Source organism: Halobacteriovorax sp., assembly GCF_041587335.1.
In the GTDB taxonomy this organism is placed as follows: Bacteria; Bdellovibrionota; Bacteriovoracia; order Bacteriovoracales; family Bacteriovoracaceae; genus Halobacteriovorax.
The window spans coordinates 1-13,326 of record NZ_JBFGYP010000081.1; the positions used below are offsets into that span (position 1 = coordinate 1).

A 13,326-nucleotide genomic window follows, 5' to 3' on the forward strand; every position below is an offset into this window, starting at 1 on the left:
ATCCATGTGTAATAATAAAGGCCGAGTTAATATGACTCGGCTTTTTTTAGGACACTTCTTAAAAGCTCTTTTTCTTCTACCGTAAAATTATCATGATTTTTTTCTATATCGGCTTCAATTTGCTTCATTGATTTTTTTACAGATGAGTACTTTGTCTTAACCTGGTCGATCTTTTTAGCAGAAGTATTTGAAAACAAATCTTTTCCTATCTGTGAACCTTGCTCGATACCAGAGTTAAAGTTTGATTTAACAGACTTATAAATATTAGCTGTATATGGCTGTGTAAATTGGTTCATATGCTCAAATATGGGCTTGTCTGCTAACGGAAATGATAGGATGACAAAGCTAATTGAGAAATAAAGAAAAAACTTAAACATAAAAAACATTTTAAATATCCTTTTCCATTTCAATTTCTATTTTTTCAATTGATCTAATTAAATCTTTCTCTCCAAATGGCTTAGTTAAAAAATCAACAGCTCCATTTGAGATAGATTCAATTATAATACTTTCCATATTAAGTGAAGACATCATTATTATTTTTGCATCTTTTGAATTTTCTGAGATGATTTTTGACAGTTCTATTCCACTGACTTCAGGCATCACAATATCGATTAGAAATAAATTGGCTCCAGTTCCAAGGAGAGGAACCGCTTCATTTGCACTTGATGCTTGCCCAACAACAGTAAAACCATTTTTTTCTAGAATTTCGATAAGAGAGTTTCGTGAAAAGTCGGAGTCATCTACCACGACAATTTTAAGATCTTCATTTCTTGTATTGCTCATAAATCACTAATCCATGTGTTTTTTTTAACAATTGTACCATAAAAAAAGGGAGCTAAAAGCTCCCTTTAAAATTATGCCGCAACTGGCGGTAATGTATTTTTATTTTGTTTCCGTTTTGGTTTTTCAGCTTTATTTTTCCATCCAACAAGGGCAACCTCAAGAACTTCATCGATTGTCTTAACTGGAACAAAGTTTAACTTTGCTCTGTATTCCTCAGGAATATCAATTAAGTCTTTCTTGTTCTTCCATGGAATGATTATTGTTTTAATATTCATTCTCATAGCTGCTAAGGCCTTCTCTTTTAGTCCACCAATAGGGAGAACTTTCCCTGTAAGTGTAATCTCACCAGTCATGGCCACATCTTTTCTGATAGGCATATCTGTTAGTAGAGAGACTATTGTTGTTGCTAGAGTAATACCGGCACTTGGTCCATCTTTAGGTGTCGCTCCTGCTGGTAGGTGAATATGAATTTCATTCTCATCGAATGCTGCTTCATCTACATGTAATTCAGACGCTCTACTTCTGATATATCCAATTGCTGTTTGAGCAGATTCTTTCATAACATCACCAAGTTGACCTGTAAGAGTCAGGCCCTTACCTTTCATTTTGGTTGATTCTATATAAAGAATCTCTCCACCATGCGCTGTCCATGCAAGACCTGTTGCAACGCCAACTTCATCAAATTCTTTCTCGTCCTCTTTAGTATAGATTGGAGGTCCTAGAAGTGTTTCAACTTCGTTAGGAATAATTTGTGTTTTAGTTACTTCGCCTTTGGCAATTTTTGTAGCAACTTTTCTACATAGTGCTCCAATTCTTCTTTCTAGATTTCTTAGTCCAGCTTCAGAAGTGAAGTTCTTTATGACTGTTTGAACACCTTCATCAGTGAATTCAATATGATCATTTGTAATACCATTTTCAGTCATCTGCTTTGGAATTAAGTACTTCTTAGTGATGGCAACTTTCTCTTCCTGTGTGTATCCAGAAAGATTTAAAACTTCCATTCTATCTCTAAGAGGTCCTGGGATATTCTCTAGTACATTTGATGTTGCTATAAACATTACATTTGATAGATCAAATGGAACATTTAGATAGTGATCTCTGAAATTCATATTTTGTTCAGGATCTAAAACTTCTAGTAATGCACTTGATGGATCACCTTTAAAGTCTCCACCTAGTTTATCTACTTCATCTAATAGAATTACTGGATTATTTGTTTTCGCTTGCTTTAGGGCCTGAATAAATCTACCAGGCATTGAGCCTACGTAAGTTCTTCTATGTCCTCTAATCTCAGCTTCGTCTTTTACACCACCAAGAGAAATTCTTATAAACTCTCTACCTGTAGCTTTGGCAATAGACTTTCCTAGAGAAGTCTTTCCCACACCTGGAGGTCCTGAGAAGCAAAGGATAGGTCCTTTCATTTGACCTTCTTTTAACTTTCTTACTGCAAGGTATTCTAAAATTCTTTCTTTAACTTTTTTAAGGTCAAAGTGGTCCTCATCAAGTATTGCTTGTGCTTCTGCTAGATCATATATCTCATCAGAACTTGCTGACCATGGTAGATCTGTTAACCATTCTAGGTAAGATCTAAGGATACTTGACTCTGAAGAATCTGGGTGCATTTTTTCAAGTCTTACAAGTTGCTTTGTTGCTTCTTTTTCGGCCTCTTCTGGCATTTTACAAGCAGCAATCTTATTTCTAAACTCTTCGAACTCGTCTTCTGGCTGTTCTGCAGCCTCGTCACCAAGTTCACTTTTAATGGCCTTGATCTGTTCTCTTAAAAAATATTCTTTTTGTGATTTATTAATTTCATCTTTAGCAACATGCTTAATCTTTTGTTGCATTGCTAGTATTTCAAGCTCTCTAGAAAGAATGTCATTTATTTTATGCAGTCTTTCGATAGGATCTAGAACTTCTAGAATCATTTGTGCTTCACCAACATGGAGATTTAGGTTGGAAGCAACAAGGTCTGCTAAGCGACCTGGATCTTGAATGTCTTCAAGTACCATTAAAATATCTGGAGAAAGAACTTTTCCAAGAGTAATAACTCTTTCAAGTTGCTCTCTAATATTTCTCATTAAAGCATTAACTGCAACAGCTCCTGACTCAACAGCAACGTCTTCAACTTTTGCAACTTTTGTTACAAAGAATGGCTCTGTCTTATCGAAGTTAACAATACGTGCTTTTGAAAGTCCTTGTACTAGAATTTTAATTCTACCGTCTGGAAGCTTTCTCATTCTCATGATCATTGCAACAGTACCAAGCTCAAAAATTTCAGATGGCTCTGGTGCTTCAGCAGTAATATCTTTCTGACTCGCTAGAAGAATTAATCTATCTGTTTTATTTAGAGCGTGTTCTACCGCCTGAATTGATGATTCTCTTCCCACAAATAGTGGAAGAATCATAAATGGATAAACGACTATATCTCTAATCGGTAGGAGGGGAAGTTCCTCTTTGAACTCAATGTTGTCGCCCTCGTAATTAGTAACCATATATTCTCCTTCAGATGGTCTTTTTTTGTAACCTTACTTCTTTCACATAGGTCATCGGGAATATTTGTCTAAGTCTTTAAACTTTTTATAATCTTTGGTATATTTTTTTGAATCATTTAAGTAACTTACTCAGGTATTGACCAATAATAGGTTACTTAGATTCTGTATTAATGTGAATTGATCGGTTGTTTCAAATATGCGATCATTTCAGTCTCGTTTTTATTATAGATAAAGGATGTTTATGAAATATGAAGTTGGTACGGTAATTCTTTCCGCTGGAGCGGGAACTAGAATGAATTTAAGTCTCCCTAAGCCACTGGCTCCTTTTCTTGGTAAATGCTTAGTCGATTATCCTTTGAGTCAAAGTATAAAGATGATGGATAAAGTTGCTGAATCAAAGTCTTTTACTGGACTTGTGACAGGTCATGGCAAAGATTTAGTTGAAGACTATATTAATGAAAATTATAAAAATCATAAGATTTCATACGCATTTCAAGCAGAACAGCTTGGTACTGCACATGCGCTAAAGTGTTACTTTGATCAAATAGAAGACGCTAGAAACTGTGAATATACTCTAGTTATGTGTGCTGATACTCCTTTAATAGAGAGTGAAGCTCTAGAGCATCTTTATAATGAAATAAAGTCAAATAACTTAGATGGTGTAGCAGCAACGTTTGAAGTGAGTAATCCAAAAGGGTATGGACGAATCCTTAGGTCTGGCTCTAAGGGATTTCATATTGTTGAAGAAAAAGACGCTAATGAAGAGGAGAGAAAAGTTCAAGAGGTCAACTCGGGAATGTATGTCTTAAAAACATCTTTCATTCTAGAGCACCTTTACTCAATAGGGTCTGAAAATAAATCTGGAGAGTTTTATCTCACGGACCTATTTAAAGATGATTTCAATGTAGCACCTATTTTATTTGAAAATGGATCTTCCTTTATAGGTGTAAATAATCTTGAGCAACTTGAAAAATCTGAAATAATTATGAGAAAGCGAATTATCTCATCACTTAGAGAGAAAGGTGTTCGGTTTGTTGATTCTAGGCATACTTATGTAAACACTGCCAATATAGGAGAGAGAACCTTCATTCACCCAAATGTTTCCATTGATTACCTAAGTGTGATTGGAAAGAATGTAACAATTGAACCTGGTTCAGTTATTATCAATTCAACTATTGAAGATGGAGTAACTGTTAAGGCCTACTCACACTTAGAAGAAGTGACTTTGAGGTCAAACTCTGTTGTTGGTCCATACGCAAGGCTAAGGCCAGGTGCAGATATTGGAGAAGAGTCTAAAATTGGAAACTTTGTAGAAATAAAGAAGTCTAAGCTAGAGCGTGGGGTTAAAGTTTCTCATTTAAGCTATGTTGGAGATGCTGAAATAGGTGAAGAGACTAATATTGGCTGCGGTTTTATAACTTGTAACTATGATGGTGCAAATAAACATAAAACTATCATTGGTAAGAAGAGCTTTATTGGTTCTGATTCTCAGACGGTGGCCCCTGTGAGTATAGGGAATGAGTGCTTTGTTGCCAGTGGTTCTACCGTAACTCATGATATGGAAGATGGAAGTTTTGCCATTTCTCGTACAAAACAGGTTACTAAAGACGGTATGGCCAAGAGATTTCTGAAATCTAAGTAGAAATACCATGAATAATATTCCTGTAAAGGCATTTGAGCGTCTTTGCAGGAGCTTCCTTATTGGAAAAATCCATTCTAAATGCTATCTTTTACAATTATAATTTATTTAAAAAAATTTGGGAAACCAGGGGATATATATGTGTGGAATTGTAGGTCATATAGGGCCAAAAGATTCAGTCGAAATCGTACTAGAGGGTCTAAGCAGGCTTGAGTATAGAGGCTATGATTCTGCTGGTGTGAGTTTTATTGACGAAAACGATAATCTTCAAATCTATAAAAAGAGTGGAAAACTCGAAAACTTAAAAGGTATTTTGGAAGATAAAGACTCCAAGGCCAGAATGTGTATTGGACATACAAGATGGGCCACACATGGAGAAGTAAATGATGTAAACTCTCATCCACATATGAAAGATCATATCTCAATAGTTCACAATGGAATTATTGAAAATGCTTCTATATTAAGAAAGGAACTTGCTGCTGGTGGATACGATTTTAAATCTGAAACAGATTCTGAAGTTTTTCTTGCTTTAATTACAAGAGAGCTTGCTGCAGGTAAAGAATTTAAGCAAGCAATGCTAGATAGTTTCAAACTCGTTGAAGGTCACTCAGCATTTGTCGTTTTAAATGAAAATGTATTAGAAATTATGTCTATCAAGAAGGGCGCTCCACTTGTTTGTGGGATTAATAGTGTTAACTCTGAAGCTTTTGTATCTTCTGATCCATATGCATTGGCCGGAATGGCGTCACAGCTTTACTTTCCTGCTGATAATGTTCTTTGTCATTTAAGTGCTAAAAATAAAAATATAATCAACTTCTATGATTCAGAAGGAAACCCTACTGATAATTACATGTCTAAGAAGCAGGATATGTCAGTAGGTCCAACAGATAAGGGTGAGTTTGAGCACTTTATGCTTAAAGAGATTCATGAGCAGCCTGAACTGATACGTTCTTTGACTCAGTTCTATTTTCACGGAGAAGGTCTTGAAAGTCTAAAAAAAGCAGGGGACTTTGTTCCAAGTAAGTTTCATATATCTGCTTGTGGAACTGCTTATTATGCAGGTCTTTTAGTTAGAGACTTTCTTGAAATGTACAATAAAATACCTTGCTCACCTGAGCTAGCAAGTGAGTTTAGATATAGAAACCCACTAATTCAAGAAGGTGAAAGTGGGCTATTTATATCTCAATCTGGTGAAACGGCAGATACTTTAGCTGCACAAGAGTTATGTACAAATAATAAGGTTAAGACTTTATCAATTGTAAATGTGGATGGGTCTACTCTTTATAGAAACTGTGATAATAACCTTTTAATTAGAGCAGGAATAGAGATCGGCGTAGCCTCAACTAAGGCCTTTACTCAACAAGCACTTACCGGAAGACTCCTGTCTCTCGCTCTAACGAAAGAGTTAAATGATGAGGCTTCTAGAGTAAAGCTAACGGCTAAGTTTTCTCTTCTCGCAGAGAAAATTGACCATTTAATATCAAGATCAGATGAAATTAAAAATATTGCCGAATCAATTCATAATCATAAAGGATTCTTCTATACAGGTAGAGGTGTTTACTTTCCTGTTGCATTAGAAGGAGCTTTAAAGCTTAAAGAAATTGCCTATGTACACGCGGAAGGTTACGCTGCAGGCGAATTGAAGCATGGACCAATTGCAATGATTGACGAAGATATGGTTAATATTGCACTTGTAGGACCAGAGCTATTTGAAAAAACAGTATCAAATATTCAAGAGATTAAGGCCAGAAAAGGAGTGATCCTTTCAATCGGACCTAAAGATAACGAAGAGTTAGCTGAATTATCTGACTACTATTTTGGAATAGACTTTGATGGTTTAGATGAGTTATCTCCAATATATATCAATATTGTGAATCAACTCCTTGCTTACTACATTGCAAAATATAAGGGAACGGATATTGATAAGCCGAGGAATTTAGCGAAATCAGTAACGGTAGAGTAAAATGGATTTAAGTGGATTAAACGAGCAACAAAGAAAAGCAGTTTTAAGAACAGATGGACCGGTTATGATTTTAGCCGGTGCCGGGTCGGGTAAGACTAAGACTCTGGTTACACGAATTTCTTATCTCTTAGAAGAGTTGCATGTTAGTCCCTTTCAAGTTTTGGCCCTAACATTCTCTAATAAAGCCGCGAGAGAAATGCGTGAGCGTATTAGCACAATGGTTGAGGCCGATATTGGTGCTCTTCAGATAACTACATTCCACGCGTTTTGCGCAAGAATTTTAAGAAGTGAAGCAAACTACTTAGGTCTTTCAAAGAATTTTACCATCTATGATACTTCTGAACAAAAGGCCGTAGCTAAGGCCATTCTTGGTAGACATGGAATCTCAACCAAAGAGATCTCACCTTTTGAAATACTTTATTACATGGATGACTTAAAAAACCATGGTCACTATCCAGGAAGAGATATCTCTGAATGTGATTATGAGATAGATGAGAGTGATTCATTTTTTACCTTCTACCAAGAATATGAAGCAGAACTACACAAAGCAAATGCAGTTGATTTTGGTAGCTTAATTACTGGTGTTATTCAATTATTTGAAAAATTTCCAGAAGTACTAAATCGCTACCAAGAAAGATTTAAGTATCTACTTGTTGATGAGTATCAAGATACAAATAGGGCACAGTTTGAACTTGTGAGAATGTTAAGTGAGAAAACTCGCAATGTTTGTGTGGTAGGGGATGAGGATCAGTCGATCTATTCTTGGCGTGGAGCAGATATTAGAAATATCTTAGATTTTGAAGAGATATTTTCAGATGCTAAGATTTTAAAGCTAGAGCAGAATTATAGATCTAGTAAGAATATCATTGAAGCTGCTACACATGTAATTGCGAGAAACTCTCAAAGAAAAGGTAAGGACATGTGGACGGAGAATCCACATGGTGAAGACATTGAAATTATTGAGTGCTTCAATGACAAGAAAGAAGCCGAATTTGTAGCAGAGAAAATACAAAAACTTTCTAGAGAGGGTCACCCTCATAAAGAAATGGCAATCTTCTATAGAACTAATACTCAATCACGATTGATTGAAGATTACCTTAGAAAAAGCAATATCCCATACAGAGTTGTTGGAGGGGTAAAGTTTTATGAAAGAAAAGAGATTAAAGACTTAGTTGCCTACATTAGAGTTGTGGTTAATGAGAAAGATTCATTGGCCTTAAGTCGAATTATAAATGTACCTGCTCGAGGAATTGGAGCAACGACACTTAGAAAGCTAGAGAATGAAGCTGTAACCAATAATTGCTCTCTTTGGGAAATGTTAGATACAGTAGTGTCAAATCCTGAAGACTTTAAACACATAAGGCTCTCAGCAAAAGTTAAGTCCGCACTAAATCACTTAGTAACACTTATAAATGAAGTAAGAGTATCTGTAGATTCAGTTGCTCCAAGTTCGCTGTATGAAAAACTTCTACATGAGTCAGGATACTGGGAATTTTTAAAATCCAGTAAAGATTATGAATCTCAAGCAAGAATGGAGAACCTTGAAGAATTTCAAAGTGCCATTGTTCAATATGAGGAATCTAATAAGAACCCATCATTACTAAACTTTCTTGAAACAATTACATTAGATACTACAAGTAAGTCAGAAGAAGAGTCCAATACAGGTGAAGTCTCTCTTATGACCATTCACGGGGCTAAGGGGCTAGAGTTTCTTTATGTATTTGTGACTGGTGCAGAGGAAAATATATTTCCAAGCTATAAGAGTCTTGAGAATGGTGAGACTGCTATAGAAGAAGAAAGAAGACTTTTCTATGTTGCTATGACTAGGGCCATGGAAAAGCTCTATATCACATTTGCTCAAGGACGTATGCTGTTTGGGCAACTTAGATTTAATGGTCCAAGTCGATTCCTAAATGAAATACCTGACAAATACTACCTCTGGAAAAAGCCTAGTGGTGGAACAATGACTTCTGGAGGTTCTTGGAATAGTAATGAGAGTACAGGTTTTGACGATTTCAATCAGGACCAGTCATTTGAGGATGAAGCTGTATTTCAAGTGGCCTCTTACGAAAATAAGAACAATGCCCCTAAGCCTAAGTTTCCAAAAGGTGTTGCCATCATTCACTCATTGTATGGTCAGGGAATAGTCTTAGAATCAAGTGGATTTGGACCAGAAGAAAAGGTCTCAATTAAATTCTCTGACGGTGCTAGGAAGAAATTCTTAGTGAAATTTGCGCCTTTAGTTTTAGCTTAGTACTGGCTAGCTTTAGTCGGGTACCTTCATTAGTGTTTGACCCATTCTCTGTAAATTGTGATAATGACTTCTAGCAAAACAGAAAAGGATTTTAAGCATGAAGTCAAAAAAGTTATTAATTATAGCCTCGGTTATTGGCGTACTATCTCTGGGAATTTTTACAGGGGCCTACTTTTACGCAAAAACATTAGTAACACCTGAAAAAGTTCGGGAGATATCTCTAACATTTCTAAAAAAGACCTTTCCTAAATCTAAAATTGAGCTTGGAAAAACTGAAATAAACTTCGGTCTATCAATAAGTGTAAACGTAGATAAGCTCTCTATTAATGGTCCGAAGTCTGATCTAGTATCTTTGCAGAACCTAACTGTTAATATACCAATTTTTTCTATCCTTACTGGAGGAGGAGATTTAACGATCTCTCTTAATTCTCCAAATGTTCATTATATTGAATCAGGTAAGACTAATAATTGGAGCATGGCGCTTGCGAGTACAAAGAAAAAGGTAAAAGTTACAAAAGCAGAGGCCGCAGATAATGCTAGTAAGAAAGTAGTAAAGGCTTCCGCAATAGCTATTCCTACATTTCTTTTGAATAGTACTGCTAGTTTAAATGTCGAAAACTTAATTTTACATTATAAATTAAAAGACGGAAGCAAGGGAAGTGTAAATTTAGAGAAAGTTCTATTTAAGAAAATAGGGGTTAAAAACTCTAGTGCATATGAGATTAGCTCAAAACTAAACTATAAAATGAAGTCTGGAGAGTCGGTAGACTTAAATGCATTACTTATTGGTCAGTTTAATCTTACAGAAATAATTTCTAAGCAAAGAATTGAAACTGTTTCTGTGCTGAAGATTAGAAGCCTTAGGTTACCAGGAGTAAAAAAAGAATTTCCAGAAATCAAAGCTGAAATAAATACTAGTGTAGAGAAGAGTGGGAAAGTACAGGTTGATTCAACTATTTCATTTTTAGAAAAAAATAAAGTTTCAATGAACATTCTCCTTAATAACGGAAGTGTATCAATTGATAATATTAATACTGAATTGTTATTAAAAGATCTTCTTGAAATTGGGGGTGTTAGAATTGCATCTCTATCTCCAAAGTCTAGTAGTATAAAGTTAAATGGTAGTTTAAAGATTAATAAAAAGGGGTATATTACTCCTAATCTTAAATTCTCTCTTGGACCAGATTTAACATATGTAGATAAGAACTTTACGACTAAGACTACATTGACAGGATCTCTTGTTAAAAAAAGTTTTAGTGCAAAAGCAGAAGCTAAAATATTAGATGGAACTGTTATTTTTCAAAACGTGATGGCGCTTGACCTTAATAATCCTCCTTCTGCAAAGAATATCCCAAAAAGTAATACTCTTTTAAATGTCCAAAATATCTCTATTACTGAAGGCTTAATTCAGGAAATGTTATATAAAGAGAAGTTGGATAAAACTACAGCTAGTGCAAGTGGATCTTCTGGTGAGTCCGATAAAAAAGAAGAAGCTGCTCCTGTTCCAATTATTCCTCCAGGTGATCTGACAATAAAAATGAATAATGTAAAGATTGGTTCGAAGCCTTTTAATCTAGAGTCAAAGATAAACTTATCTCCTTCTAAGATAGAGGTTAGCGATACGTCGTTTAATTTTTCAAATGGAAGTGGGACATCATCTGCTGTTGTAAATTTATCTAAAGATTCAACTAATGGTGTATTCGACTTTCAATTAAAAAAGTTTGATCTTATTGCTCTAAAGCCTTTCTTGCCTGAAAACGTCTTATCCGCTGTATTAGGAGTTTTTACAGGTAAGGCAAATGGTAAGTTTTCATTAACATCAAAAGGAACATCTTATGATGTTTTAACTAATGTTAAGGCTACAAATGGAGAGTTAAAAGGATTGAACCTAGGGGACTATATTAGACCAATTTTAATGAAAATTCCTAAAGTCGGTGAAAAGTATGCAACGAAAGAAATTGATGTTGATGGTAAGTTTTCAAGCTTATCTCTCAATGGGAGATTTACTGAAAAGCTTTATACTATAAAGTCTACTAAGTTTATAGACTCAAAGAAGTACTTAGAGGTTTCTGGTAATGGAAAAGTAAGTCCTCATGCAAATAAAAGAAGTCAATTTGATGTAGTTTATAAAGATCTATCTGGAAAAGTTTCTAAGGTTCTAAGAAAAGAAATAGGAAGAGATACCGTACCTCTTAGGTTAGTAGGGAATGGTTTTTCACTTAAGCCAGATATTGAATACACTCTTAAAAAAGTATCTAAGACAGCGATAAAGGTTCAGGCCAAGAAGCAAGTGAAGAAGTTCTTAGATAAAAAAGGTAAAAAGAAAATAAATAAATTACTAAAAGGATTATTTAATTGAAAAATATAATAAGCCCATTAGTCTGGGATAATGGAGTACTAAGCTTACTTGATCAAAGAAAGTTACCTCTTGAAGAAATTATTGTTGAGAATAAAACAATTGATGATGCATTTAATTCTATAAAAGATATGGTGGTGAGAGGTGCTCCTCTCATTGGTTTCACTGGCATTTTTGGTATGGCCCTTTTTGCAAGAAATAATAAAAGTGCAAATGTTGAAGATTATATAAAGGCCGCAGACTACTTAAATTCATCAAGGCCCACTGCTGTTAATCTAGCATATGAGCTAGAGAGATGTGTCGATATTGTTAAGACAGCTTTTTCTGAGAAGAAAGAAGCAGAGATTGAATTTTTCTTAATCCAGTTTGGACATGAACAGCTTGAGCTAATTCATAGAGATAATCTTTTAATGGCAAAAACTGCGATGAAAGATCTTGAGCAGAGACTGGGGAAAAGAAAATATAGAATCATGACTCTTTGTAATACTGGTTACCTTGCTTGTGGACCTATGGGAACCGCATTAGGTGTTATATCTCATTTATTTGAAAACGATAGAATAGAACACGTTTATGCATCTGAAACTAGACCCTATATGCAAGGTATAAGACTGACTTCGTATGAATTAAAAAAACAAGACATTCCTCACGACATCGTGGTCGAGGGATCTTTTTCATATCTTATGAAGAATAAACTTATTGATGCTATTTTTATTGGTGCAGATAGAATTGTTCGAAACGGTGATACTGCAAATAAGATAGGTTCTTCAACTCTTAGTATTGTTGCCAAACATTACGGAGTACCTTTCTTTGTTGTAGCGCCTACTAGTTCGTTTGATTTTTCTTCTGATACAGGAACCTCGATACCTATTGAAATGAGAGATCAGAATGAAATTCTCTTTGTTAGAGATCAAAGAGTAGCTCCTTTAGAAACATCAGCACTGAATCCTAGTTTTGATGTTACAGATGCTGAGTGTATTACTGGTATCATTTGTGAAGAAGGAATTATCACACCTGTTAATCAGGAAAACTTATTAAAGATCACGGGAAGAAAATGATAAGAGCAAGTATTGATATTGGCTCTAATAGTTGCTTACTTTTAGTGATAGAAGTTATCGGTGAAAAGATTAGGACCCTAGAGAGTCACTCTCGAATAACTTCTTTAGGTAAAGATTTAGATATTCATAAAAGCTTCTTAGAAGAGTCTATTAAGGCAACTCTGGAAGCGCTTGGTGATTATAGTAAAATAATTTCAAAATATGATATTAACCCTGCTGATGTGATTGTTACGGCAACGGAAGCTTCGAGAGTTGCTACAAACTTTAGTGAACTTTCTGGCCCGGCAGAGTCGGAGTATAATTTAAAAATTCAAAGAATCTCAGGTGAAGGAGAAGCATTCTATACAGCTTTAGGAGTTGTCATGGGTGTGGAAGACAAGACTACTAATATAACGATAATGGATATTGGTGGAGCTTCAACTGAGCTAATAAATGTTCAATTAGATAACTTTAAAATTATAGAGTCGGTTAGTCTTCCTATTGGGTCAGTAAGAGCCACTAATTGGATTCAGGCTCAGACATTTGATATTGAGCTTGAGAAAATTCTTAATAATTATAATCTTGATTCTTACAAAGTGAGTAAGCTTGTTTGTGTTGCTGGAACAATGACAACTGTTGCAGCACTTCTAAAAAACATGACAAGTTTTAGTGAGAACGAGATTCAAGGATTTTCTTTTTCAACTGAGCAGCTGAATACATTGAAATCGAAGATAGAGCATAAGTCTGCACAAGAGATACTCGAGAGCTATCCTATTTGTGGTAAGAGAGCTTTTAGTATCTACGGCGG

8 protein-coding genes and 1 pseudogene are annotated in these 13,326 nt (G+C 35.1%); 6 read left to right on the plus strand and 3 right to left on the minus strand.

What is annotated here, in order from left to right; all coding sequences use genetic code 11:
* Positions 1 to 26: 26 nt before the first annotated feature.
* The 3 genes from ABX784_RS11370 to lon all read right to left on the minus strand — a co-directional run bounded on the left by ABX784_RS11370 (position 27) and on the right by lon (position 3,272).
* Complete coding sequence (locus ABX784_RS11370; protein ID WP_372655162.1) at positions 27 to 296, minus strand: hypothetical protein; 270 nt, start codon at positions 294 to 296, stop codon at positions 27 to 29.
* 91 nt (positions 297 to 387) lie between these two features.
* A complete protein-coding gene (locus tag ABX784_RS11375) occupies positions 388 to 783 on the minus strand; it encodes a response regulator (RefSeq protein ID WP_372655163.1) in 396 nt (131 codons plus the stop codon).
* Between the two features lie 71 nt (positions 784 to 854).
* Complete coding sequence (gene lon, locus ABX784_RS11380; protein ID WP_372655164.1) at positions 855 to 3,272, minus strand: endopeptidase La; 2,418 nt, start codon at positions 3,270 to 3,272, stop codon at positions 855 to 857.
* 241 nt (positions 3,273 to 3,513) lie between these two features.
* Here lon and glmU point away from each other — a divergent pair, with 241 nt between their 5' ends.
* The 6 genes and pseudogenes from glmU to ABX784_RS11410 all read left to right on the plus strand — a co-directional run.
* On the plus strand, positions 3,514 to 4,914 hold the full coding sequence (gene glmU / locus ABX784_RS11385; protein ID WP_372655165.1) for a bifunctional UDP-N-acetylglucosamine diphosphorylase/glucosamine-1-phosphate N-acetyltransferase GlmU: 1,401 nt from the start codon (positions 3,514 to 3,516) through the stop codon (positions 4,912 to 4,914).
* Between the two features lie 136 nt (positions 4,915 to 5,050).
* A complete protein-coding gene (gene glmS, locus ABX784_RS11390; protein ID WP_372655166.1) occupies positions 5,051 to 6,874 on the plus strand; it encodes a glutamine--fructose-6-phosphate transaminase (isomerizing) in 1,824 nt (607 codons plus the stop codon).
* 1 nt (position 6,875) lies between these two features.
* On the plus strand, positions 6,876 to 9,128 hold the full coding sequence (locus tag ABX784_RS11395) for an ATP-dependent helicase (RefSeq protein ID WP_372655167.1): 2,253 nt from the start codon (positions 6,876 to 6,878) through the stop codon (positions 9,126 to 9,128).
* Between the two features lie 97 nt (positions 9,129 to 9,225).
* Positions 9,226 to 11,487 carry a hypothetical protein gene (locus ABX784_RS11400; protein ID WP_372655168.1) on the plus strand — a complete coding sequence of 754 codons (2,262 nt, stop codon included), beginning with the start codon at positions 9,226 to 9,228 and terminating at the stop codon, positions 11,485 to 11,487.
* The gene (gene mtnA, locus ABX784_RS11405; protein WP_372655169.1) at positions 11,484 to 12,539 is read left to right on the plus strand and encodes an S-methyl-5-thioribose-1-phosphate isomerase; all 1,056 of its coding nucleotides are present in this window, start codon (positions 11,484 to 11,486) and stop codon (positions 12,537 to 12,539) included. The genes ABX784_RS11400 and mtnA overlap by 4 nt, the downstream gene beginning before the upstream one ends.
* A pseudogene (locus ABX784_RS11410) lies at positions 12,536 to 13,326 on the plus strand (hypothetical protein); the annotation flags it as partial. The gene mtnA and the pseudogene ABX784_RS11410, both read left to right, overlap by 4 nt.

Coding starts and splice junctions, on each gene's coding strand:
- lon (WP_372655164.1), bottom strand. CDS start 3,272: ATGGTTACTAATTACGAGGGCGACAACATTGAGTTCAAAGAGGAACTT.
- ABX784_RS11395 (WP_372655167.1), top strand. CDS start 6,876: ATGGATTTAAGTGGATTAAACGAGCAACAAAGAAAAGCAGTTTTAAGA.
- glmU (WP_372655165.1), top strand. CDS start 3,514: ATGAAATATGAAGTTGGTACGGTAATTCTTTCCGCTGGAGCGGGAACT.
- ABX784_RS11400 (WP_372655168.1), top strand. CDS start 9,226: ATGAAGTCAAAAAAGTTATTAATTATAGCCTCGGTTATTGGCGTACTA.
- glmS (WP_372655166.1), top strand. CDS start 5,051: ATGTGTGGAATTGTAGGTCATATAGGGCCAAAAGATTCAGTCGAAATC.
- ABX784_RS11370 (WP_372655162.1), bottom strand. CDS start 296: ATGAACCAATTTACACAGCCATATACAGCTAATATTTATAAGTCTGTT.
- ABX784_RS11375 (WP_372655163.1), bottom strand. CDS start 783: ATGAGCAATACAAGAAATGAAGATCTTAAAATTGTCGTGGTAGATGAC.